This window comes from Rhodococcoides sp. S146-33, from assembly GCF_059489205.1.
Map to the genome: position 1 here is coordinate 46,047 of NZ_JCAJWY010000009.1, position 22,716 is coordinate 68,762.

At 62.9% G+C, this 22,716-nt stretch carries 21 protein-coding genes and 3 pseudogenes; 16 read left to right on the forward strand and 8 right to left on the reverse strand.

Annotation, left to right across the window (positions count from 1 at the left end):
- Positions 1 to 32 precede the first annotated feature (32 nt).
- Positions 33 to 929, reverse strand: a complete 897-nt coding sequence (locus AC5WEY_RS24155; protein WP_495647847.1) for a hydroxymethylglutaryl-CoA lyase — start codon at positions 927 to 929, stop codon at positions 33 to 35.
- Positions 930 to 1,065: 136 nt separating this feature from the next.
- Between AC5WEY_RS24155 and AC5WEY_RS24160 the strand changes: the two genes are divergently transcribed.
- The 5 genes from AC5WEY_RS24160 to AC5WEY_RS24180 are packed head-to-tail and all read left to right on the forward strand — an operon-like array spanning position 1,066 to position 7,596.
- Positions 1,066 to 1,731, forward strand: coding sequence for a GntR family transcriptional regulator (locus tag AC5WEY_RS24160; RefSeq protein WP_057478864.1), 666 nt, complete (start codon positions 1,066 to 1,068; stop codon positions 1,729 to 1,731).
- Positions 1,728 to 2,933 (forward strand): CaiB/BaiF CoA transferase family protein, encoded by a 1,206-nt coding sequence (locus tag AC5WEY_RS24165; RefSeq protein ID WP_495647848.1) that lies wholly within the window; start codon positions 1,728 to 1,730, stop codon positions 2,931 to 2,933. Before AC5WEY_RS24160 ends, AC5WEY_RS24165 begins: the two co-directional genes overlap by 4 nt.
- 45 nt (positions 2,934 to 2,978) lie before the next feature.
- The gene (locus AC5WEY_RS24170; RefSeq protein WP_495647849.1) at positions 2,979 to 5,075 is read left to right on the forward strand and encodes a hydantoinase/oxoprolinase family protein; all 2,097 of its coding nucleotides are present in this window, start codon (positions 2,979 to 2,981) and stop codon (positions 5,073 to 5,075) included.
- Positions 5,075 to 6,964, forward strand: coding sequence for a hydantoinase B/oxoprolinase family protein (locus tag AC5WEY_RS24175; protein ID WP_495647850.1), 1,890 nt, complete (start codon positions 5,075 to 5,077; stop codon positions 6,962 to 6,964). Before AC5WEY_RS24170 ends, AC5WEY_RS24175 begins: the two co-directional genes overlap by 1 nt.
- Entirely contained in the window at positions 6,961 to 7,596 is a 636-nt protein-coding gene (locus AC5WEY_RS24180; RefSeq protein ID WP_495647851.1) for an isochorismatase family protein, read from the forward strand. Before AC5WEY_RS24175 ends, AC5WEY_RS24180 begins: the two co-directional genes overlap by 4 nt.
- A 27-nt stretch (positions 7,597 to 7,623) precedes the next feature.
- Here AC5WEY_RS24180 and AC5WEY_RS24185 read toward each other — a convergent pair whose 3' ends face one another.
- Together AC5WEY_RS24185 and AC5WEY_RS24190 are read right to left on the reverse strand one after the other, a co-directional pair.
- A complete protein-coding gene (locus AC5WEY_RS24185) occupies positions 7,624 to 8,430 on the reverse strand; it encodes a GAF domain-containing protein (RefSeq protein WP_495647852.1) in 807 nt (268 codons plus the stop codon).
- Between the two features lie 157 nt (positions 8,431 to 8,587).
- Positions 8,588 to 9,082: a DUF6328 family protein gene (locus tag AC5WEY_RS24190; protein ID WP_495647853.1), complete on the reverse strand. Its 495-nt coding sequence runs from the start codon at positions 9,080 to 9,082 to the stop codon at positions 8,588 to 8,590.
- Between the two features lie 273 nt (positions 9,083 to 9,355).
- On the opposite strand from AC5WEY_RS24190, the gene AC5WEY_RS24195 reads away from it, so the two are divergent.
- Both AC5WEY_RS24195 and AC5WEY_RS24200 read left to right on the forward strand, forming a co-directional pair.
- Entirely contained in the window at positions 9,356 to 9,649 is a 294-nt protein-coding gene (locus AC5WEY_RS24195; protein WP_495647854.1) for a DUF3263 domain-containing protein, read from the forward strand.
- The gene (locus AC5WEY_RS24200; RefSeq protein ID WP_495647855.1) at positions 9,646 to 9,834 is read left to right on the forward strand and encodes a hypothetical protein; all 189 of its coding nucleotides are present in this window, start codon (positions 9,646 to 9,648) and stop codon (positions 9,832 to 9,834) included. Before AC5WEY_RS24195 ends, AC5WEY_RS24200 begins: the two co-directional genes overlap by 4 nt.
- A 67-nt stretch (positions 9,835 to 9,901) precedes the next feature.
- On the opposite strand, the gene AC5WEY_RS24205 is transcribed toward AC5WEY_RS24200, so the two are convergent.
- Positions 9,902 to 11,089, reverse strand: coding sequence for a glycosyltransferase (locus AC5WEY_RS24205; RefSeq protein ID WP_495647856.1), 1,188 nt, complete (start codon positions 11,087 to 11,089; stop codon positions 9,902 to 9,904).
- A gap of 718 nt (positions 11,090 to 11,807) precedes the next feature.
- Here AC5WEY_RS24205 and AC5WEY_RS24210 point away from each other — a divergent pair.
- The 4 genes and pseudogenes from AC5WEY_RS24210 to AC5WEY_RS24225 form a co-directional block, all read left to right on the forward strand.
- Positions 11,808 to 12,170, forward strand: coding sequence for an STAS domain-containing protein (locus tag AC5WEY_RS24210; RefSeq protein WP_495647857.1), 363 nt, complete (start codon positions 11,808 to 11,810; stop codon positions 12,168 to 12,170).
- Positions 12,171 to 12,266: 96 nt separating this feature from the next.
- A pseudogene (locus AC5WEY_RS24215) lies at positions 12,267 to 13,339 on the forward strand (carboxylate-amine ligase).
- Positions 13,340 to 13,396: 57 nt separating this feature from the next.
- Positions 13,397 to 13,470 (forward strand): annotated as a pseudogene (locus AC5WEY_RS24220) (hypothetical protein); the annotation flags it as partial.
- Between the two features lie 27 nt (positions 13,471 to 13,497).
- A pseudogene (locus AC5WEY_RS24225) lies at positions 13,498 to 13,629 on the forward strand (DUF4383 domain-containing protein); the annotation flags it as partial.
- Positions 13,630 to 13,696: 67 nt separating this feature from the next.
- Here the strand turns inward: AC5WEY_RS24225 and AC5WEY_RS24230 are convergent.
- Complete coding sequence (locus AC5WEY_RS24230) at positions 13,697 to 14,452, reverse strand: ANTAR domain-containing protein (protein ID WP_495647858.1); 756 nt, start codon at positions 14,450 to 14,452, stop codon at positions 13,697 to 13,699.
- Between the two features lie 67 nt (positions 14,453 to 14,519).
- The gene (locus AC5WEY_RS24235) at positions 14,520 to 15,479 is read right to left on the reverse strand and encodes a GAF and ANTAR domain-containing protein (RefSeq protein WP_495647859.1); all 960 of its coding nucleotides are present in this window, start codon (positions 15,477 to 15,479) and stop codon (positions 14,520 to 14,522) included.
- 129 nt (positions 15,480 to 15,608) lie between these two features.
- Here AC5WEY_RS24235 and AC5WEY_RS24240 point away from each other — a divergent pair, with 129 nt between their 5' ends.
- From AC5WEY_RS24240 to nadE, 5 genes are all read left to right on the forward strand, one after another.
- A complete protein-coding gene (locus AC5WEY_RS24240) occupies positions 15,609 to 16,397 on the forward strand; it encodes an ANTAR domain-containing protein (protein ID WP_495647860.1) in 789 nt (262 codons plus the stop codon).
- 300 nt (positions 16,398 to 16,697) lie between these two features.
- Complete coding sequence (locus AC5WEY_RS24245; RefSeq protein ID WP_495647890.1) at positions 16,698 to 17,186, forward strand: Fur family transcriptional regulator; 489 nt, start codon at positions 16,698 to 16,700, stop codon at positions 17,184 to 17,186.
- A complete protein-coding gene (gene katG / locus AC5WEY_RS24250) occupies positions 17,183 to 19,408 on the forward strand; it encodes a catalase/peroxidase HPI (protein WP_495647861.1) in 2,226 nt (741 codons plus the stop codon). The genes AC5WEY_RS24245 and katG overlap by 4 nt, the downstream gene beginning before the upstream one ends.
- A gap of 219 nt (positions 19,409 to 19,627) precedes the next feature.
- Positions 19,628 to 20,137: a CinA family protein gene (locus AC5WEY_RS24255; RefSeq protein ID WP_495647862.1), complete on the forward strand. Its 510-nt coding sequence runs from the start codon at positions 19,628 to 19,630 to the stop codon at positions 20,135 to 20,137.
- Between the two features lie 46 nt (positions 20,138 to 20,183).
- Complete coding sequence (nadE, locus tag AC5WEY_RS24260) at positions 20,184 to 21,050, forward strand: NAD(+) synthase (protein WP_495647863.1); 867 nt, start codon at positions 20,184 to 20,186, stop codon at positions 21,048 to 21,050.
- 32 nt (positions 21,051 to 21,082) lie between these two features.
- Here the strand turns inward: nadE and AC5WEY_RS24265 are convergent, their stop codons facing one another.
- Both AC5WEY_RS24265 and AC5WEY_RS24270 read right to left on the reverse strand, forming a co-directional pair.
- Positions 21,083 to 21,511 carry an STAS domain-containing protein gene (locus tag AC5WEY_RS24265; protein ID WP_495647864.1) on the reverse strand — a complete coding sequence of 143 codons (429 nt, stop codon included), beginning with the start codon at positions 21,509 to 21,511 and terminating at the stop codon, positions 21,083 to 21,085.
- Between the two features lie 312 nt (positions 21,512 to 21,823).
- Positions 21,824 to 22,699, reverse strand: coding sequence for an ANTAR domain-containing protein (locus AC5WEY_RS24270; protein WP_495647865.1), 876 nt, complete (start codon positions 22,697 to 22,699; stop codon positions 21,824 to 21,826).
- Positions 22,700 to 22,716: the final 17 nt, after the last annotated feature.

Below are 22,716 nucleotides of genomic sequence, written 5' to 3' on the forward strand. Positions count from 1 at the left end.
CGGAAGCGAGGAGCCGATCGGTGAACGGGGACTCACACGTTAGGAAAGCCACCGGCCCGTCCGAGTAGAGCGGGGACTTCCTTGTCCAGCGCGGACCCGAGCCACGACGCGGCATCGATCAGAACTTGTTGAGCAACACCGGTTTCGACTCCCGATCGATCGAGTGCGTAGATGAGGTCCTCGGACGCGATGTTGCCCGTTGCCGCAGGGGCGAACGGGCACCCTCCGAAGCCGCCGATACTGGCGTCCAACGCGTGCGCACCCGTGTCCAGAGCAGTCAATGCGTTGGCGTAGCCCGTGTTTCTCGTGTTGTGGAAATGCCATCGCTGCGGAATTCCGGGTGCTCGTGTGTTCGCCACGTCGGCCAATATGCGTACCTGCGTCGGCACGCCGACGCCGATGGTGTCCGCCAAGGCAATTTCCGACGGCCGATCCTCGGCCAACTGCGCGAGGATCTCACCGACGAACTCGGGATCGACCTCTCCGCTGAACGGACAACCGAACGCCGCCGCAATGGTGACGGTGGTGCTCAACCCGGCCGATCCGGCATCGCGAACGACATCGCGGGCAGTCGAGATTGCTTCTGCAACAGAACAATTCTGATTTCTCCGGCTGAACTCTTCGGAGGCAACGACCACGACGTTGACTTCGTCGACGCGCGCTGCGACTGCCCGCTCGAGACCGCGCCGATTCAACACGAGGCCGATGTACGACACGTCGTCGCGCCGCTCGAGACCGGCCATCACGTCCTCGGCCCCGGCCATCTGCGGCACTCGTTTCGGGTTGACGAAGCTGACCGCTTCGATTCGCTTGACGCCGGCCGCGACACTGCGAGCGATCAACTCGATCTTCTGGTCCACCGTCAGCACGGTTTTTTCGTTCTGCAGCCCGTCACGCGGACCCACTTCGACAAGTTGTACAGACGTCATAGCGCGATCCTCCTCTCCGGAGGCATTGCATGCAATACCGAGACAAAACCGCCTCCGAATCTTGTCAAAGCGTGGACAGCACGCCGGACTGGCCTTAAGTTGTGAACAACTAGCTCCCCTTCGGACGGAGGCCTGAATGGTCAGGGCCGTGGATCGCGTGTACTCCCACATTCGCGACGGCATCATCGCGGGAACCTACGCGCCCGGCGAACGGCTGGGGGAGGTCGACATCGCAGAATTGACCGACACCAGTCGGACGCCAGTTCGCGAGGCTCTGCGGCAACTCGAGATGGAAGGGCTCGTCGAGGTCGTTCCCCACCGCGGGGCGCGCGTCTACTCCTGGACAGCAGACGATCTCGAAGAAATCTACGACCTACGAATGACGCTCGAAGCCATGGCCGCGGCGCGGGCGGCGCGCCGAATCGGCGAGAAGGACCTCGACAGGCTGAGCGAGCTCTGCGATCTGATGGAATCTGCAGCGGCTCACGGTGCCGGGCAGCAACTGGACCTGATGGCGCAGCTCAACGACGAGTTTCACGCCATCGTGCGTACCGCCGCCGCCAGCACTCGCTTGCTGACGATGCTCGGTGCCGTCATTCAATTCCCCCTCGTGATGCGCACCTTTCACCGCTACGCACCGGCTGACGTCGCCCGTAGTCATGCGCACCACCGCGATCTGGTGTCAGCCCTGACCAGTGGAGACGAAGTCTGGGCCGACTCGGTGATGCGTGCTCACGTCCGTGCCGCCAAACACGTTCTTCTGCAATCCCTCACGCCCGACGAAGTCAAGGAGTCCGAATGAGCGAGGCTGCCTCAGGGCCGTTGTCAGATCTCCGAGTAGTAGAGATGGGCCAGTTGTTGGCCGGGCCGTTCTGCGGACAACTCCTCGCCGATTTCGGAGCGGAGGTCATCAAGCTGGAGCCGCCGGGCAAGGGTGACCCGATGCGGCAGTGGGGCCGCGAAAAGCCCCACGGCAAGTCGCTGTGGTGGCCGGTGGTGGCGAGAAACAAGAAGTCGGTCACCTGCAATCTTCGTACCGAAGAAGGACAGGCGCTTGCGCGCAACATCATCGGTAAGTCGGACATCGTCGTCGAGAACTTCCGCCCCGGCACCCTCGAGCGATGGGGACTCGGGTACGAGGACCTGCGCACGCTCGACCCGCGTCTGATCATGGCCAGGGTGACCGGCTACGGCCAAGACGGGCCTTACTCTCCCCGCGCCGGCTTCGGTTCGATCGGCGAGGCGATGGGCGGAATCCGATATGTGACAGGCAATCCGGATCAGCCGCCGTCCCGGGCCGGAATCTCGCTCGGCGACTCCCTGGCTGCGGTATTCGCGACGATCGGTGTCCTTACCGCCGTACACCACCGGGAGCGCACCGGGCGTGGTCAACTGGTGGATTCGGCGATCTACGAGGCCGTGCTCGCCATGATGGAATCACTGCTCCCCGAGTACGAGATCGGTGGATACCAGCGCGAACGCACCGGGTCGGTGTTGCCGAACATCGCGCCGAGCAATGTCTATCCGACAAAGGGCGGGGAGATGATTCTGGTTGCTGCGAACCAGGATTCGGTCTACGCCCGACTGGTCACCGCGATGGGCCGCGCCGATCTGGTAACCGATCCTCGTTATGTCGACCACGCATCACGTGGGGTCAACATGGAAGAACTCGACGCTGTCATCGGATCGTGGACCGCAGACCTCGGAACCGATGAAGTGCTCGACATCCTCCATGAGGCAGGCGTCCCCGCCGGCCGCATCTACACCGCTCGTGACATGTTCGACGATCCGCATTTCGCGGCTCGCGATGCCATCGTGCGTCTGGCACATCCCGATTTCGGCGAGATCCCGATGGCGGGTGTCGTGCCCAAGCTCAGCGACAGTCCCGGAGCCGTCCGGCATGCAGGACCCGAACTCGGAGAGCATAATTCGGATATCTACGGGTCCCTACTCGGGTTGACCGACGCCGAACAGGCTGCGCTCGTCGACCGCGGCACCATCTGATCTCGACAACACCACTCACCGCATCCCACACGACCGGAGATCACCATGCGCTATCGATTGGGCGTCGACGTCGGCGGAACCTTCACCGACGTACTGCTTCTCGAAGAAACGACAGGTACAACCTTCAGGGCCAAGACTCCGTCGACACCCGCCGATCAGTCGGTCGGCGTGTTGAACGGCATCGACAAGGTGTGTTCGGAGGCCGGGATCGAACCGTCGGAGATCGATCAGGTCCTGCACGGCACCACGGTGGCGACCAACGCCATCCTTCAGGGCCGTGGTGCGCGCGTCGGGCTCGTGACCACGGACGGGTTTCGGCAGGTCCTGCAGATCGCCAGATCGTACGTTCCGGGCGGTCTGGCGGGCTGGATCATCTGGCCCAAGCCCGAACCACTTGCAGCGCTGGAGAACACCGTCGAGGTCGTAGGTCGTTTGGCCGCGGATGGTAGCGAAGTGACGGCGCTCGACGAGAACCAGGCACGGACTCAACTCCGTCGACTGGCCGGTGCCGGTATCGAGGCTCTCACGATCTCGCTCATCAACTCGTACGCGAACGACACCCATGAGAAGCAGGTCGCCGAGTGGGCAGCCGACGAGCTGCCGGGCATTCCGATCTCCATTTCCAGTCAGGTCCTCCCCGAAATGCGGGAGTACGAGCGCACCCTCACCACCGTGGCCAACAGCTACGTTCAACCAGAGGTGTCGCGCTACGTACGAAACCTGGACAAGTCCCTGCAGGACAGGGGAATCGAGGCCCCCCTGTCCATCCTGCGCAGCGACGGCGGACTGGTGCAGTCGGCGAAGGCGTCGGAGGCACCGGTGTCGTTGCTGCTCTCCGGTCCGGCCGGTGGCGTCACCGGAGCCGTCTGGTTTGCCGAACAGGCCGGCTTCTCCGACTTCCTCACGTTCGACATGGGTGGAACCAGTACCGATGTGGCCCTCGTGCTCGGTGGACAGCCGCGCATCGGGCGTGAGACCAAAGTGGGTGATCTCGCGGTCCGCGCCACGAGCGTGGACGTGCGAACCGTCGGTGCCGGTGGTGGTTCCATTGCGCACGTACCCGAGTTGACCCGTGCATTGCGGGTCGGGCCGCAATCGGCCGGTGCCGACCCGGGGCCTGCCGCCTACGGAAAGGGCGGAACCGAACCGACGGTCACCGACGCGAACGTCGTTCTCGGGTACCTGCCGACCTCGTTGGCAGGCGGCGAGGTCGATCTCGACGCCGAGGCGAGCCGGACCGCGGTGGCAACGATCGCGGACGCGATCGGCCTCGCCAGTCCGGAGGAAGCCGCGTCCGGGATCGTCGATATCGTCAACGAGAACATGTTCGGCGCTTTGCGATTGGTCAGTGTGCAGCAGGGATACGACCCACGTGACTTCGCGCTCGTCTCGTTCGGTGGTGCCGGGCCGCTGCACGCCAACGCTCTGGGACGACTCACCGGGGCGTGGCCGGTGATCGTGCCCCCGTCTCCCGGCGTCCTCTGCGCTTACGGCGACGCCACGACGTGTCTGCGCGACGAGGCTGCGCGAACCATGGTCAGGGCGTTCTCGGACATCGACGACGGCGAGGTGCGTAAGGCGCTGGCGGAATTGGCCGAGTCGGCCGCCGAAAGGCTGTCGTCCGAGGGTGTTCCGAAAGAACAGCAGACCGCCGCCTACCAGGTGGATCTGCGCTACCAGGGGCAGGGATTCGAGATTCCCGTCGACCTCGACGCCGCCGCCCTGGACTCCGGAGACGTGCTGGCAACACTCGGAGCCGCTTTCGACGCCGAACATCAGCGCCTGTTCTCGTTCCTGCTGAAGAACGAACGGGAGGTCATCAATCTTCGAGTGACCGTCAGCGGGCCGCGTCCCGAGGTGGCGTTCCAGCCGCTGGAGCAGGGCACCGAGGACGTCGAGGCGGCTCTGATGTCCACGAACGACGTCTGGATGGACGGGAAGTACTCGAAGGCCGGGATCTACGATCGCTCGAAACTGCTGGCGGGCAACGTCGTGACAGGCCCAGCGGTCATCACCGAGATGGACTCCACCACGCTGGTGCTGTCCGGGCACGCAGCGACCGTCCACGCCAGTGCCTGCCTTCTCATCGCCCCGATCGGCACCGACGACACCCACCGCACCACTCGACTGCAGGAGAGCTGATGGCCACCATCATCGAGACCTCGAAGACTCCGTTCACGACAGTTCCCGTCGACCCGATCACCCTGGACATCATCGAGAACGCGCTGCGAAACGCGCGGGCGGAGATGGACGAAGTTCTGTTCAGAACCGCACTGTCACCGGGCATTCGCGAGCAGCACGACGAATTCCCGCTCATCGCCGACCCGAGCGGCAAGATGGTCGTCGGTCAATTCGGGCTCTCCGTCCCGGATTTCCTCGACAACTTCTCCGGAACCGTCGGCGAGGGTGACATCCTCCTGACCTCCGACCCGTACGCCTGTGGGGCCGCGATCAGCCACGCCAACGACTGGCTCATCGTTCTCCCCATCTTCCACAGCGGGAGGGTGGTCGGATGGTCGTCGATGTTCGGCCACATGGCCGACGTCGGGGGCAAGACGCCGTCGTCGATGCCGACGGACGCGCACACCATCTTCGAGGAAGGGGTGATCATTCCGCCGTTCAAGCTCTACAGCGCAGGAGAATTGAACGAGACCGCGTTGGACATCATCCTCAATCAGGTGCGCAAGCCCGATTGGAACCGAGCGGACCTCAACGGGCTCGTTGCTGCGTGCACCACCGCGTCGCGGCGCATCGTCGAACTCTGCGACCGATTCGGTGTGGATGTGTACCTGTCGGCGCTCGATGCGTTGCTGGACAGGAACTATCAGGCCATGAAGGTGCTGCTCGCAATGTTGTTCGTCGACGGCGAGACCATCGAGTTCAGCGATTTCATCTGCGACGACGGGTGCGGTTACGGACCGTACGAACTCGCGATCACGCTGACTCGACACGGCGAAAAGATCCATCTCGACTTCAGCAAGGCCGCACCGCAGGCCGTCGGGCCGATCAACTATTTCATCAACGAGAACCTCGTACGCATGTTCTTCGGTATCTACGTCATCACCGTGGCCGATCCGCAGATTCTCTGGAACGACGGCTTCTATCCGCTGATCGACGTGACCATCCCCGAGGACTCGTTCTGGAAGCCGCGCTATCCCGCTGCGCTCAACGGACGAAATCACGGGATCGGGCGTGTCTTCGACCTTTTCGGTGGACTGTTGGGAAAGAACAATCCCGAGATTCTCAATGCTGCCGGCTTCTCGTCCTCGCCGCACTTCATGTACTCCGGCCACTACGACGGGGGTGCCCGCGACGGCGAGTGGTTCCAGCTCTACTCGATCGGTTTCGGCGGTATCCCGGGCCGACCGATGGGCGACGGCCCGGACGGGCACTCGCTGTGGCCGTCGTTCGTGAACATTCCGTGCGAGTACCTCGAGTCGTACTACCCACTGCGTATCGAGCGCTGGGAGACCGTCACCGATACCGGCGGTGCCGGGTTGCATCGTGGTGGCAACGGCGTCGATGTGGCGTACTACTTCGAGGAGCCCGGCACCATTGCCATCCACGACGACAGGTGGCTGACGTACCCGTGGGGAGTCAACGGCGGCAAACCCGGTGCGAGAGGGAAGAAGTGGATCGTTCGGGCATCGGGGGAGGTCGAGGTGTTGCCCAGCAAGATTCACGAGGTCCCGGTCGCGCGCGGTGACGTTCTGCATTTCGTCACGTGGGGTGGCGGAGGATGGGGTGACCCGTTGACCCGGGATCCCGAGTTGATCGGTCTCGAGGTGCGCCGAGGTCTCGTCAGTAGCGAAGGTGCCCGAGCCGGGTACGGAACGGTCTGCGACGCCGACGGTGTGGTGGATTCGGCTGCGTCAGAAGCGCTTCGACGGGAGATGGCGGAAGCGCGCGGTGAGATCGAGGTCTTCGACAAGGGGCCGTCGATCGAGGTGATTCTCGAACGGTGCGAGGCCGAGACCGGTCTGCCGGCACCTCGTCCGCCGGTGAACGTCAGAAAGGCGGTACGAGCGTGAGCGATACCCTCGGCTCGTATCGCGAGTCGGGGTTCGCCGGTGAGCTGGGCCCTGGACGTAGCCCAGCGGTACTGGTGGTCGACATCGTCGACGCCTACCTGGTCGATGGCTCACCCATGCGCGCCCCGGTGGACGCTGCGGTTCAGGCTGCGGCGCAGCTGGTGTCGGCCGCCAGAGCCGCTGGCATTCCCGTCGTGTTCACCAGGGTCAGTTACCAGCCTGGCGGTAGCGACGGCGGCCTGTTCATGTCCAAGATCCCGGCGTTGAAGGTCTTCGAGGAAGGCTCGGAACTCGGCGAGTTTCCGGCGGAACCCCGTCCGCTTGCGGGCGAGACCGTGGTGACCAAGCAGTACGCGAGTGCGTTCTTCGGCACCTCGCTTGCCGCCACACTCACGGCCTCCGGTATCGACACGCTGTACATCTGTGGGTTGACCACCAGCGGGTGCATCCGTGCGAGTGCCACCGATGCACTCCAACACGGGTTCCGCCCACTGGTGGTCGCCGATGCGTGCGGTGATCGTGAGCCGGGCATGCACGAGTCGAACCTGCTCGACCTGCAAGCGAAATATGCAGACGTGATCGGCCTTGCCGAGGCGCTGGATCATTTCGGGGCGTCGGACGATTGCGTCTGACACGCAATGAGCGGTCGATGCCGCCCGTCAGACCTGGGTGGACGAGGTGGAATCGCCGCTGATGGACCGAATCATCTCGGCTGCCAGCGTGCTGATCTTGACGTTCGTGTTCTGTGACCGCTCGGACAGGATGGAGAATGCCTCGTCGGCCGACACTCCTCGCACGGCCATGATGATCCCCTTGGCCTGATCGATATCGGCACGAGTTTTCATCGCAGTGATAAGGCCGTCCAGCTCGGTCTCCGCCGTCTCTGCGCGGCGGGTGATGCGCACCGATGCCTCGATTGCAGTGGCGAACAGCTCCACCAGAACTTCATCGATGTCCCCGAATCCATGCGTGTTCCGGCTGTAGATATTGAGCGCTCCGAGGTGGCGGTCGTCGATCGACATCGGGGCCGAGAGGTAGCTGCGTACACCGAGGCCGGCCACGTTCGCGGCGAATCGTGGCCACCGCTCGGCGACGTCGTCGACACGCACCCGAACCATCTGGCCCGTTCGCGCGGCCTCGAGGCAGGGGCCCTCATCGGCTCGATACTGATCGTCGTCGACGTCGTTGACGCGGGGATCACTCGATGCTGCGGTCGTAGGATGGTCGGCTCCGTCTTGCAGAACCGTGATGCCGACCATGTCTGCGTCCGGCACCGCCAGTGACACTTCTCGGCAGACTGCCTGCATCAATGCTCCCGAGTCGTGGCCGGAGAGAAGCAAGCGGGAGATGTTCTCCAGAGCGCGGGTGTAGCTCGTGACTCGGGTGACCGACGAGGCCGGTGGTAACTCGATGCTGTCGGTACCCGAACGATCTGTCTTCGGGCGCTTCGGCGCGTTCGATGTCATTGTCGGCCTCTCAACTTCGTCAGTGCTACGTGCGCCCGGCCAAGCATGCGCACTGCAGCATCCGCGGCCCGAACACTGATAGAGCCTAACGCCGATTCGCCCGTCTGTATTGTCTGTTGTTCGGCACCGGGGGCACGCCCCAGCGAATTCTTTCTCGTCAGCGGCTGCGATATACGCGTGGGAGTACGAACCAGAAGCCGAGTGCGAAGAGACCGACGACCAGCGCCGCAGGTGCCGCAGCTCCGATCCCCAGAACGATCTCGAAGGTCAGTGCCGCCGAGCCGACCAAGGTTGTTCCCAGCATGAACAGGCCGGCGATCGCCAGACTGTTACCTACCCGCACCACGACGTCGATGGCACGCCTACGAAACAGCAGCCGATGCATACTCACCGGGGCCACGAGCAGAACGGTCGCAAGTATCGATGCCGACACGGTCACCAAATACACCACGTGACCTGTTGTGGACAGGCCGTCGAACCGAGCCTGAAACGGCAACGTCAGCAGAAAGCCGGTCAGCAGTTGCACGCCGGTCTGCACGACGCGAAGCTCCTGCAGCAGAGCCGCCCAGTTGCGATCCAGTTGCTGAGTCGGAGTTTCGTTGCGCACCCGGCCGTTCCACTCAATCTGATCGTCTTCTTGGTCGCTCGCCATCGACCAAGAATAGTTGCGGATTCGAGTGCATCGAGGGATGTTCGGCGGTTCGGAACCACTTATCGTGTCGACGCGAATGGAGTATGATCGACGGCATTCTGGTCGAGCCCGCGCCAGCCCCTCCACTCGTACGCGGCTCGCCGAATTCGCTGTCAGCACAGAGCTATCGACAAAACCCGCGTATGTAGACGGCCATCGCCGTGCTCGCAGGATCGCCGACAGACCTTGTCTGCTCGAGAAGCCGGCCCGAGGAACATCGAAGGATGATGCGTAGTGTCCACCACCTCCGACCAACCAGCGTCGCCCTACGGCGTGCAGACCGGTGACGGCACCGAATGTGACGACCGCGCGATGATCGATTACGCCATTCGCTGGGTCAATTCCGGCGGCGGACCGGAAACCGAGATTCAAGCACGCTTCGGCATGCCGGGTCGAACGTTCTACCGCACAGTTCTCTCGATACTCGAGCGTCGTCAGGAATCGGAACTCGCTCCACTCGGAGTGAGCCCCATGCTCGCTACTCGTATCGCATCGGTAGCACGTCGTCGCGTGTGGATCTCGAGGTGACTCCCGCAGTGATCTCCGGATCGAACCTGCGTGGCCTCAGCGTCGCCGAACTCGATGCGGCACTTCTCGATACAGAGGACCAACTGAGGTCCGCCCGCCGGGAAAATCGAACGGACGCAGATGCCGCCGGGCTCGAAGACCTGCGCCGACGGGTCCTCAACGAGTTTCGTCGTCGAGGGCTGTAGCTGTCGGTTCGCAACATCGTGGCGAACACGAACGGCGGCACCGTGGGCACGTGACAGGACGCGCAACTCAGACGGCATACCGGCGAGCCGACGGCATCGACGGCTCGGGATGACGACGTGAATACGCGGCTGCTGTGGCGTCGTAGATGCGCAGGGTGTCTTCGGCTATCCGGTCCCAAGAGAAGCGCGACTGCGCGCGATCCGAACCCGAGACACCCAGTGAAAATCGCTGAGACTCGTTGTGCACGAGTAGTTCGAGTGCTCGTGCCAGATGCCTCGTCTCGGGCGGATCGACCGACCGGCCGGTGATACCGTCGACGACCAGATCGCCCGCGTAGCCAATCCCGTAGGCGACCACGGGCAAGCCACAGGCCATGGCCTCGAGTGTCATGATGCCTGCCGATTCGCTCGGAGACAGACAGACGAACATGTCGGCCGACCTCAGCAATGTCGACATGTGTCGATGTCGAACCGGACCCGTGAAGATCGTGCGGCCGGACATACCATGCTCGGCGGCCACTTCTCGTAGCCGCGCGACGCCGCTGGTGTCCGGGCGTTCGCCGCCGAGCAAAACCAGTTCGGTGTCTTCCAATTTGCCGAGCAGCTGGACCACCGTGGTGAAGTCGACGTCGGAACCCACCATGGCCACACGACACGACGCTGTGCTGCGCGGCGCTGTAGGTCCCGACGGGTCGAAGTCGTCGAGATCCACGCCGGTGGGGACGATGGACACTTTTGCCCTGGGCACTCCCATTCGAGTCAACCTGTCCGCCTCGTCGGGAGACGATGCGATGAGACGATCGGCCGATCGAGCAATCTTTCTTTCCATGGATGCTCGAGGAACGGTCGAATCGCTTTCGGTGAGCGGGGATTTGGGGTGCCCAACTTCGGCCAGGCTGTGAAACGACACCACCGTCGGTACCTGCACTGCACCCGCGGCAAGCGCAGTGGCCAGGCCTGAAACCCACGAACGTGCATGTGCGACATCGGGCTTGTCTCGTGTCAGGCAGTCGCGCAGCGAGGATGCGAATGCGCTGGTGTGGGGCAACGTCTGAGCTTCTGTCATGGGGACCGCAGGCCCCGCGGCCACATTGATCACCCGGTAGCCGCCGGGCGCGAGAATGTCGTCGGCCAGGCTCGGGCTCTGCTTTCTCGTGTAGACATCGACTCGACTACCCGCACGGATCAGCGACGATGCCAACCGATCCAGCTGGACAGACGACTGCTCGGATTCGATATCCACCGACTCGATCATCGGACTCACGTGTTCGGAAACGAGCGCAACGTGCATGACTCTTCGGCCCCTGTCGGGTTCCACACGGCCCGAACCGGGCGCATACCCCGGTCGCGGTTGAGCGAGGGATATGCCGACCCGATCCTGGAGTCAGCGTGCTGGTCGACGCTTACGGTGACAGTCGGTCGGGACGGCGGGACTTCCGAGCTACTACACCAGCTGCCCGCCGGCCCACGACCGGACTTGCTTCCGTGCATCGACGATCCCAGCCTATTGCCTCCGACGCCGATGCGAAACCTCTGGCGTACGATTCGCCCGCGACGGGGGTATCGGCCGCGCGGGAGCGAGTGACGACAGCATGCGACCTCCCAAGCCCACCAGCTCGTGTCGATCGACCCGCGTGGCTGAGTGCGGCGTCGAACCGGGGGAAGTGTCGGGTTTGTCGGCGTCGATCCGACCTCCCGGAACGTTGCACCGTCGACGTGAATAAACGCAGTGCTGTAACATGTTTCGATCCGATCTGATCGGTATATGCTGACTTTGCGCGGTTGAAGAGTAGCCCCGTGGTCAACACATCGACTGCGAGAACTGCAGACCGCGTTCTGTGGAACGGTGCAAGCCTCCGGTCGAATGGCAATGGAGGTGCGCAATGGTATTTTTGCGTTCTGTTCACAGCGACACAGAATCGATCAGATTGTCGTTCTGTGGCCCCACCAATCTCGAAGACAGTGCATTCGCCATGTCTGTGGACGAGCCGGTCGGGGGACCCGTCGTCATACGAATTATCGGGAAAGTAGACGGATCAGCGGTTCCTGTTCTGGGTGAGTGTGTTTCGGAAGCCATCGTGTGTGGTCGTTCCCTGGTCGTCGATCTACTGGACGTCGACATCGTTCATCCTGCCGTTGTAAGGATCCTGTCGGCTGCAGCGTCTCGATTGTCCGAGCATCGGTGTTCCGCGATGGTGGCGTGTTCCCCCGAGATTCGGCACCAACTTCGGCAGGGCGGATTCCCCGAATCCATCGAGTGCTTCGAAACAGTCGCAGAAGCGATTCGCGCATGCCTGAAGCCGCACAGGGCCGCGGGGCTGTCGCCTTCACCGTGACAATCCTGGGGACCGAGACGAAAGACGACCATGACAAGTTACGCACTGCCCACAGTGGGAGTGGAGGAAGAGTACTTCCTCATCGATGCCCACACGATGCAACCCACGGCGGCCAATGCTGCGGTCATTGCACACGCGCGGCGTATGGGGATAGAGGCCGTCTCCGAACTCACCGAAGTGCAACTGGAGACCAATTCGCCGCCGCTACAGCATCTTCGAGATCTTCGCGAACACGTGGTATCCACCCGTACGGTCCTGTCCGCGATTACCCTCTCGCACAACATCCGCCTACTGGCCTCCGGCGTGTCACCGGTGCCACACGCAGACCCGGGTCCAGTTCCGATTTCGGAAGGCGTTCGCTATCAACGACTCGCCAGAACCTATGGCGCGCTGGCCGACAGCGTCGCCACCTGTGGTGGCCACATCCACGTCGAAGTGCCGAACAAAGCGATGGCCGTGGAGGTGTGCAACTTCGTCCGGCCGTGGCTACCCGCTCTCTTGGCGATGACGTCCAACAGTCCGATAATCGACGGTGCCGATACCGGGCACGCGACGTGGCGATCGACGGTGTGGGTAGATGGCCCAGTGCCGGTCCTCCGCCGTACCTGCACTCGGCGGATCACTACGATGACCTGGTCGCCTTCATGATCCACACCGGGGTGATACTCGACGAAGCGTCTTTGTACTGGGATGTTCGCCCCAGCATCCACCAACCGACGATCGAGGTGAGAGTCGGCGACGTCCCGGCCGTTGCCGACGAAGTCGCCCTGTCCGCAGCGCTGGTCCGCGGACTGGTCATGACTGCGGTGCGGTCGATCGAGAATGGTGAGCAGGCCCCGTTCATCGAAGATCGGCACCTGACCGCGGCGTACCACCGAGCTCGTGTCCATGGAGTGGCCGGGGATGGAGTGGACCCCTTCACGGGGAAGTTGGTGCCTGCGCTGAGTCTGCTGCGCTCTCTCGTGCGGTGCATCAAGCCTGCGCTCACGGCTGCCGGTGACACCCGGTACGTCGAAACCTGCCTCGAACGTCTGCAGCTCCTGGGCAATGGAGCTCAACGTCAACGTGAGGTGTTCGCCCGTACCGGGGATCCTGTTGCGGTGGCGGCTGTTGCGGCTCGGTGCACCACCTCCGACTGGAGCGCAGCAGTGTCGCACACTGCGTCCTGAAACTGGCAGAACCGAAACGACTTTCGCGGCATCACAAACGACGACGGGAGGATCGACATGGCAACAAGTGCACGACAAAAACATCCACCGATCCGGTGGGCGGCACTGCTGACAGGAGTTGTTTTTCTTCTGGTCGGCGTGCTGGGCTTCATTCCTTCATCGACCACGACAGCAGTGCAAACTTCGTTCCGGTCAACGAAGCGGACAACTGGCTACACCTGGGCCTGGCCGTGGCGATGGTCGCGCGCGGTCTGTTGACATCCGGTATGAAGACGCGCGCAGTCCCGTAATCCGGGCGCGCCGACAGCACCTGGCCGAAGAGTGCCGCCATCGAAGTCGTTGTGTGGCCCACCCGAATCAACGATCGACGATTCCCGTGACGATGGCATCGAGCGTGGAGCCGGCCAATATCTTGCCTGCGATGTCCGAGACCGGCAATCGAGTTCGCCGTACGAGGCCGTCGAGCACGTCGACAGCCGCAGGGATCGTCAGGGCGTGTCGTTGGGCGAGAACACCTGCAGCTTGCTCGACCTCGGCCGTGCTTTCCGCCCGCAATCGGATGGACTCGGCCCAGCGTTCGCCCGCCGCACCGTCCGCCGACAGGCGAATTGCACCGGCGATCAAATCGGCCAGAATCTGCACAGCCATCGGATCGCGGCGAGCTACCGGCTGCGGTCCCTCAGGCTTGGTGATCCACGAATGCGTGGTGCCGACGACGAGAGCGCCGACTGCTGTCGAGCCGTACCGAATCGGGTATGCGCGCAGACCTCCCACGCCGTGTTCGGCTGCCGCCGAGGCCAGCTCGTTCCATCGAGCGGGTGGGTGCGCGGTGTCGTCGACGACAACCACCGCGTTGTGATCGATTCCCGCCGAACCGATTGCCACGAATATCGGATCGGGCAGCAAAGGATCGGTGTCCGGAGCAGTTGCGACCACAGCACGTCGGTTCGACTCGGCATCGAGGACCACACCGGCGCACACTCCGGCTGCGATGATCCGCGCCTGCTCGCTGGCCGTGGCGCAGATCGTGCGGAAATCGTCGATGTTCGTGAGCATTCGGCTGACGGTAGCCAGATGTGTCGTGACTGGCGCGAAGACATTGTCGTCGATCATGAGTGCCTCCTGGTCTGCGAACGGAACCTACAGTCGGACGGGGTAGTCGGGTGGCTCGAGCTCGGTCTCATCCAGGTCCACCGCCGTCGTCGCGTCGAGCATCGAAATCGGTCGTCTCGAATACCAACCGACGCGCCACGACATCCTCGGCTATGTCGGCGAGAGAACGATGTTCCAGATACGCGCGAGAACGCATGGTCGCCATCGCGTCGTCGATGTTCACGTCCAATTGAACCGACACCATGCCCGCTGCGTGATTGACCTGAGGCCGCGAAAACTCCGAATCGAAGACGGAGTTCTGTGCGCGGACGGCGACGTCGTTCTCGCTTGCCGCTTTTTCGGACGCCGCGAAGTACGTCAACAACACCTGGACGATCGTGGCGGCCCCGCCGACGGTGGCCTCGTATTCGGGTCCGGTGAGTTCCCCGGTTCGAGTCCGATACAGCTCCAGAGACCCGAACACTGTGTTGCCGCTGGAGAGAGGAAAGGCGAAAACGCCTGCCGCACCGGCCTCGATGGCGTCTTCGGTGAAACCGAGCCACCGCTCCCGAACTGCGGGTTCGTCCAGGGAGGGGCACAGCACCGGTCGCTCGGATGTGAACGCATCCAGACACGGACCGACACCACTCGTGAATTGGATGTCGTCGAGATACTGCGCCAGTGCGCTACTCGCATACACGAGTTCGCGGGCACCACTTGCAGACATCAATGCAACCGCTAGACCGTCCACCCGGGCACCCTCGGCAATGGCGTCACACGTACGGGTCAGCATGAGCTGCGGGGAGACCGCGGTCGGGTCGCGGTTGCCCTCGCGATCGTGTCCGCCCGCCTCGTCGGGGTTCACCGCGCGCGGCCAGTGGCGGTTGTCGCCGAAGAGAGCGGGGTCATCGTCGTGTATTCCTTCTACTCGACACGTTCGAGTGCACGCGGTGTACACCGAAACGCTGGTTGCGTTCAGCGTATCGGCTCCGCTCTCGGCTGTACGAGTGACACCGCAGACGCCGAATGCGCGTAAGGTCAGCGTCACTGGGGCACGCGCGTGAGTTAGGTCCGATCTCACAGCTGCCACAGCACGGCGTTCTCGCTCATCTTCGGTCTTCACGGATCGCTACGATTCGGCCGGCCCCTTGGTAACACGACGTTGGGCGGCACATCGATGGTCGACAGAGAACAGGGGAACAACGGGGCCGGCGAACGCGGTGACCGGAACGCCGGGGCCTCGCTGCGATCGACCGATCCGGCGTTGGCAGACCTCATCGATTCTCGGCTGAACCTGTCGGTTATCGATGCCGACCACCTCGTCGAACTGATGACGCGGGTGGCCGAACTCGCTGTCGAGCACATCGACGGGGCGGACCATGCAGGCATCACCGTCGTCCTCGACACCGCAACGCCGTTGACTGTAGGACCGACGGACGAGCGGGTCGAAATTTTCGATCGAAGCCAATACGAGCTGGGCGTCGGGCCGTGCCTGCTGGCGGCCGGGAGCGACAGTTTCGTCGACATCGATCTTCCCGAGATGATCGCACGCTGGCCCGGTCTTGCCGAGGTGTCGAAGAAATGTGGGATTTCTCGGGTGTTTGCTGCTCCGCTCCATCGGCATCGCGAGACCGTCGGATCGCTGAATTTGTACACCGACTCCGGTACGCCTGTGGTCGTATCGGCAACCTCGCCGGTGTTGCTCTCGTTGCTCGAGCGCCTGGACCTCGGGATGGGTGATTACAGCGACAGCCTTGCTGCAAGTCGACAGGCAGAGGTGCTTCGCTCGGCTCTCGAAGACCGCGCGACAGTCGACTTCGCCTTGGGAATCATTGCCCAATCACGTGGATGTTCGTACGAGGACGCGGTGAAAATACTCGACGCGCTGGCCGGTCACGATGCGGACACTCGCCTATCCGCCGCCAAGCAGATCGTCGCAGATCGCCGACTGCGCCCAGACGTTTGACCGATCCGGCAGGGTGCGGGCCGCCTACTGCTCATGCTGGCTTACCTCGGCTTGTCCGGCAAACTTCTCGTCGGGTGACGCAGGTCGAGTGAATGCACACATTTTGTCCTGACTGGCACCCCGAAGTGGGGTAAATTCGACTAGCAGCGGTCGAGCCCGCGCCGCGAACAGAAGCAGCCTCCAGCGTGTCGGTCGGCCTTCATGATCGAAACGGTGCCGACGCGTGCCACGTCGTGAACAACCGACCTGTTCCAGGCTGACTCATTCCAAAAATGATCGACGAACCAACCTTGGGTGGTCATCGTGAACGTCGTTGCAAGCAATTCCGCCGGCATAATTCGTGACGCGGGTCTGAGAGTCACTCGTCCGCGAGTTCTCGTATTGGATATAGTTGCAGCACAACCTCATTCCGATGCCGAAAGCATACTGCGTTCGGCGCGCGACACTTTGCCTGCGGTCTCCAAGCAGGCCGTGTACGACGTGCTCGATGCATTGACGACCTCAGGATTGCTACGACGCATTCGTCTCGGGGGTCATTCGGCCCGCTACGAGACCAGGGTCGGCGACAACCATCACCACATAGTGTGTCGCACGTGCGGTGTCATCGTCGACGCGGACTGCGCGACCGGCAAGCCTCCGTGTTTGCAACCCGCCCACGATCACGGCTTCGCTCTCGACGAAGCCGAGGTGACGTATTGGGGAATTTGCCCCGATTGCGCACCGACACAGACGATTGCAGCCCGCAATCATGCCCATAAGACGTCGTCCATCGGAAAGGACCGCTCGTGACTTCCGACGCCCGCCCACCCCACTCCGACACCCGGACCGCCAGCACCAGTGAAAGCGAAAATCCGGTCATCGAATCGCCGAAACCGAAGGCGCATGCTCCGATCACCAACAAGGACTGGTGGCCGGATCAAATCGACCTGTCCATTCTGCACGCACACACCTCCAAATCGAACCCGTTCGGCCAGAGTTTCGACTATGCAGCGGAATTCGCGACGCTCGACGTGGACGAGCTCAAAGCGGACGTGATCTCGGTGATGACGACCTCGAAGGACTGGTGGCCGGCCGACTACGGCCACTACGGTGGCCTGTTCATCCGTATGAGCTGGCACGCGGCGGGAACGTACCGCACATTCGACGGACGCGGAGGTGGAGGGCAAGGCGCGCAACGCTTTGCGCCACTGAACAGTTGGCCGGACAACGCCAATCTCGACAAGGCGCGCCGACTGCTGTGGCCGGTCAAACAGAAGTACGGGAACAAGATCTCGTGGGCCGACCTACTGGTGTTCGCCGGTAACACAGCGCTCGAGTCGATGGGGTTCGAGACATTCGGATTCGGCTTCGGACGCGAGGACATCTGGGAACCGGAGGAGGTGTTCTGGGGCCCGGAGGATGAATGGTTGGGCACCGACAAGCGCTACTCCGGTGAGCGGGAGCTGGCCAAGCCTCTCGGTGCCACCACGATGGGTTTGATCTACGTCAATCCCGAGGGACCCGAGGGAGAACCGGATCCGGTGGCTGCCGCGCACGACATCCGCGAGACCTTCGCGAGAATGGCGATGAACGACGAGGAAACCGCGGCCCTCATCGTCGGCGGACACAGCTTCGGCAAAACACACGGGGCCGGTCCGGCCGACAAGATCGGGCCCGAACCCGAGGGCGCTCCCATCGAGCAACAGGGCCTGGGTTGGAAGAACGGCTACGGCAAGGGCATAGCCGAGGATCAGATCACCAGCGGCCTCGAGGTCGTCTGGACCGAGACTCCCACCCAGTGGGGTAACGGTTACCTGAAGAACCTCTACGGATACGAGTGGGAGCTCACCAAGAGTCCGGCCGGGGCATGGCAGTTCACCGCGAAGGACGGGGCGGGTGCGGGCACCATCCCAGATCCGTTCGGCGGTCCGGGACGTGCTCCGACGATGCTCGTCACCGACATTTCGATGCGTGCCGACCCGGCGTACGAAAAGATCACTCGGCGTTGGCTCGAGCATCCCGAGGAACTCTCCCACGCATTCGCCAAGGCGTGGTACAAGTTGCTGCACCGCGACATGGGGCCGGTCTCTCGCTATCTCGGACCGTGGGTTCCGGAACCACAGCTGTGGCAGGACCCGGTGCCACCGCAGGAGGGCGAACCGATCGACGACGCCGATGCCACCGCATTGAAATCTGCGATCCTGGAGTCGGGCCTCACGGTTCGACAGCTCATCGGTGTTGCATGGTCGTCCATGAGCAGCTTCCGAGTCACCGACTTCCGCGGTGGTGCCAACGGAGCGCGAGTGCGACTCGAGCCGCAGAGGAGTTGGGAGGCAAACGAACCCACGGAGCTCGAGGAGGTGATTCCGGTCCTCGACGGAATCAGGCTGGACTTCGAGAACTCGGCGTCGAACGGCAAGAGGGTCTCGTTGGCCGACACGATCGTGTTGGCCGGAAACGCGGCAGTCGAAAAGGCGGCGCGAGACGCAGGTTTCGATGTCACCGTACCGTTCCGGCCCGGTCGGACCGACGCGAGCCAGGAGCAGACCGACGTCGAATCCTTCGGTGTCCTCGAACCGAGAGCCGATGGGTTCCGCAATTACGTTGCGGACGGAGAGACCACTCCGCAGCAGGTGCTGTTCCTCGATCGCGCCTACATGTTGAATCTGACCGCGCCCGAGATGACGGTTCTGACGGGAGGGTTGCGCGTGCTGGGGGCCAATCATGGTGGGTCGACCCACGGCGTCTTCACCGACCGCCCCGGAGTGCTCAGCAACGACTTCTTCGTCCAGCTGCTCGATTCCGACACGGAATGGACGAGGGGCGAGGACGACATCTACATCGGCTCTGCCCGCGGCTCCGGTGAACAGAGGTGGACTGCCACACCGATCGATCTGGTGTTCGGTTCACACTCGCAGCTGCGAGCGCTGTCCGAGGTGTACGCGCAATCAGACAACGGCGGCAAGTTCGTCGACGATTTCGTGGCGGCATGGGCCAAGTTGGCGGACAACGATCGATTCGATTCCCGGTAAGTAGAACTGGTTGTGCAACAACGGGTTCGCAGATTGCGTTGTTTGAATCGCATCGGTTCGTGGAAATCACGACTCAGCTCGAACGTAAGTGCTCGGGCATTGCGGTCGAGTCAGGGGCCGGAGGTTGAAACCCCTGCAGCCTCCGGTTCCGCGACCGCAAGAGCTTCTCGCTGAAGACATCCGGCGAACATCTTCGACCAGTGATGTGCGGAGTATGTGATGGACATCGATTCAGAACAACGGCTACCGACCGAGTCGGACGTTTCTTCCGTCTGCGGAAAGATCGCCGAGTTGGCCGAAACGTACGGCATTGCCATCGGTACGGCCGAATCTCTGACCGCGGGCAACCTTGCAGCGATGCTCGGCAAGGCACCTTCCTCGGGGAACTGGTATCGCGGCGGCATCGTTGCCTACCACGAGAGTGTGAAACACGGTTTGCTGAATGTGCCCGAGGGGCCGGTCGTCAGTGAGCAGGCCGCGTCGGCGATGGCGCGGTCGACAGCATCACTGATCGGGGCGCATCTCACCGTTGCGGTCACCGGTGAGGCCGGGCCGCAGAGCCAGGAAGACCAGCCCCCGGGAACGGTGTGGGCCGCCGTGTACGACCGCGGTGAGGTCACGGCAGATCGTAAGCAGTTCGAGGGCGAACCGGAGGAAATTCTGGCCCAGACTCTGGCCTTCTCCCTCGACACTCTGTTGCGGCATGTCAGGAAGCGGGCGCACGCATAGTCGCATCGGTGCGCAACGTCATCCATCGTTGAGAGATCGGAGCAAGATGAGTACCGATTCCATTGTCCGCGAGCATATTCAGCACGAGCTGGGCGTCCGGCCGTCCATCGATTCAGGCGACGAAATCCGTAGGAGGGTCGCATTTCTCGCCGATTACCTGCGGGTGAGTGGAACGTCGGGGTTCGTGCTGGGTATCAGCGGAGGCCAGGACAGCACCCTCGCGGGGAAGCTTGCACAACTCGCTGTTCGGGAGGCCGCCGAACTCGGTATGCACGCCTCTTTCGTGGCGGTGCGGCTTCCTTACGGAACGCAGAAGGACGAAGACGATGCGAAAATCGCGCTCGATTTCATCGAGCCCGATCGGATGGTGACCGTCGACATCAGAGATGCCGTCGACGCTTCGGCTCGGGCCGCGGCGTCTGCGTTGGATGTGGAGCGTATTGCCGACTTCGTGCGGGGCAATATCAAGGCGCGTGAACGCATGATCGCTCAGTACACGATCGCCGGCCAGGAAAATCTGCTGGTGGTCGGTACCGATCACGCCGCCGAGGCGGTAACGGGATTCTTCACCAAGTTCGGCGACGGCGGTGCTGATGTCACTCCGCTGAGTGGCCTCACGAAAAGTCAAGGAGCGCAGCTTCTTCGGCATCTGAATGCGCCGGAATCGACGTGGCGCAAGATACCTACGGCCGATCTCGAGGACGACCGCCCTGCACTTCCCGACGAGCAAGCCCTCGGGGTCACGTACGCGCAGATCGACGCCTATCTGCAGGGCGGCCCCGTCGAAGACGCCGCGGCGAGCACCATCGAACAGTGGTACGAGAGGACCCGACACAAGCGCACTACTCCCGTGGGCCCGGACGATCGGTGGTGGCGCACGGCCGTCGACGACGGCGGCCGACTCCGGCGTTAGTAGCGCTCGGTGTCGACCGCCAGGGCGTAGCGTCAGGCCGAATACGCGGTTTCCGGTGGATCGTCTGCGTCGCACTCCGGGCAGGTCGGCTCGGAGCCGGCCACTGAATGCACCGCCTCCAGCGCGGACTGTACGTCCGTGAAAATGGGGACTGCAGCGTCGAGTCCCACCAGGTGCATCGGACGAGTTGTTGCCGGCCCTGATGCCACCACCACCAATGATGTCGAACAACAGGCTCTCCTACGGGCAGAGACGAGAACGCTCATCCCGACCGATGCGAGAAACGACACCGCCGAAAGATCGACGACCACGGCGGCCGGCGATTCGGTGACAGCACATTCGATGTGGTGCGCAAGTTCGGACGAAGTCGCAAGGTCCACCTCGCCGTGAACGTACAGCACGATTGCCTCCCCGTTCCGTTCTGTGGTGACCTCGAGTCCCAGCAGGTGATTGTCGTGCATGGCGAATGACCGTCCTTACCTGGTGACATGGACGTCGACGGACGTGCCTCGAGCGTCATGCATGGGCCGGACGAACACACGGGCCATGCAGGAACGAATTGGGGAGCTACGGAGGTCGACTACGGGCAAGGGCTACACCGCGCTGATGCGATCATAACCACACTCCGACCGACATGGCCAGCCAACTTCGCTGTCACACAAAGGTGATCGCCGAACTTCACCAACCAAGTAAACTAGCGCCCGGTACCTGCGCGTGGTGACTGGCGGACGATGGAATAGGCGGCGTGTCCGGTGACCCTCGACCTCTTTCGGTCATCCATTCGGGTCGATGGGTCCGCTTTTGTCAGTTGGTGTTTCAGTCCCGGTCGGTTGCCGGTCGTTTCGTTCGACGCGTCGATGGCTCGAGGACGGGGAAATTGTCTGTTCGGCAATGGATTCGATCATCGATGCAGCGATCTCGCTGACTTTGACGTTTCTGTTCTGAGACTGCTCCGAAAGCAGGGCGAACGCGTCGTCGGCAGAAATGCCACGCATGGCCATGATTATTCCTTTGGCCTGGTCGATGTCCGATCTCGTCCTCATCGCGGTCCGAAGTCCGTCGATCTCCTGCTCGGCCGCGTGGGCGCGCTGCGCGATGGCAACCGCTGTTTCGATCGACGTGGCGAACAGGGCAACCGAGACCTCGTCGACGTGATCGAAGCCGGCGACCGCGGCACCGTAGATGTTCAGTGAACCGAAGCGCTGGTCGTCGAGTGCGAGCGGCACCGAAAGGTAGCTGTCCACTCCGAGATCGGCCGCTGCAGCAGCAAAACGAGGCCATCGAGCTCGGGCTTCATCGGCCCGCGCACGAACCATTCGGCCGGCCACGGCCGCCTCGAGGCAAGGGCCCTCGCCTGTTCGGTACTGATCGGAGTCGATGTAGTGCACGGCGGGGTCGGTGGAGGCAACGGTGCTCGCTCGTCCGGACGCGTCGAGCACGGTTATTCCGACCATGTCTGCACCGGGAACCACCGCCGTGACCTCCGAGCACACCGACTGCAGTACGACGTCGATGTCGGCTCCGCTGAGGATCTTGCGCTTGATGCGCCGCAGCGCCTGCGTGTAGAGCTCGAGCCGCGCAAACGGCGCGCGAGAGGAATCGGGTGTGGGAGTTGCACCGATACCGTCTCTGTTGGAGAGGTCACTCACTGGTTGGCTCGCTTCGG

What these genes read in the sequence shown, in the direction of transcription:
- AC5WEY_RS24155 (WP_495647847.1), bottom strand. Translation starts at nt 929, where the DNA reads ATGACGTCTGTACAACTTGTCGAAGTGGGTCCGCGTGACGGGCTGCAG.
- AC5WEY_RS24160 (WP_057478864.1), top strand. Translation starts at nt 1,066, where the DNA reads ATGGTCAGGGCCGTGGATCGCGTGTACTCCCACATTCGCGACGGCATC.
- AC5WEY_RS24165 (WP_495647848.1), top strand. Translation starts at nt 1,728, where the DNA reads ATGAGCGAGGCTGCCTCAGGGCCGTTGTCAGATCTCCGAGTAGTAGAG.
- AC5WEY_RS24170 (WP_495647849.1), top strand. Translation starts at nt 2,979, where the DNA reads ATGCGCTATCGATTGGGCGTCGACGTCGGCGGAACCTTCACCGACGTA.
- AC5WEY_RS24175 (WP_495647850.1), top strand. Translation starts at nt 5,075, where the DNA reads ATGGCCACCATCATCGAGACCTCGAAGACTCCGTTCACGACAGTTCCC.
- AC5WEY_RS24185 (WP_495647852.1), bottom strand. Translation starts at nt 8,430, where the DNA reads ATGACATCGAACGCGCCGAAGCGCCCGAAGACAGATCGTTCGGGTACC.
- AC5WEY_RS24190 (WP_495647853.1), bottom strand. Translation starts at nt 9,082, where the DNA reads ATGGCGAGCGACCAAGAAGACGATCAGATTGAGTGGAACGGCCGGGTG.
- AC5WEY_RS24205 (WP_495647856.1), bottom strand. Translation starts at nt 11,089, where the DNA reads ATGATCGAGTCGGTGGATATCGAATCCGAGCAGTCGTCTGTCCAGCTG.
- AC5WEY_RS24210 (WP_495647857.1), top strand. Translation starts at nt 11,808, where the DNA reads ATGTCTGTGGACGAGCCGGTCGGGGGACCCGTCGTCATACGAATTATC.
- AC5WEY_RS24230 (WP_495647858.1), bottom strand. Translation starts at nt 14,452, where the DNA reads ATGATCGACGACAATGTCTTCGCGCCAGTCACGACACATCTGGCTACC.
- AC5WEY_RS24240 (WP_495647860.1), top strand. Translation starts at nt 15,609, where the DNA reads ATGGTCGACAGAGAACAGGGGAACAACGGGGCCGGCGAACGCGGTGAC.
- AC5WEY_RS24255 (WP_495647862.1), top strand. Translation starts at nt 19,628, where the DNA reads ATGGACATCGATTCAGAACAACGGCTACCGACCGAGTCGGACGTTTCT.
- nadE (WP_495647863.1), top strand. Translation starts at nt 20,184, where the DNA reads ATGAGTACCGATTCCATTGTCCGCGAGCATATTCAGCACGAGCTGGGC.
- AC5WEY_RS24265 (WP_495647864.1), bottom strand. Translation starts at nt 21,511, where the DNA reads ATGCACGACAATCACCTGCTGGGACTCGAGGTCACCACAGAACGGAAC.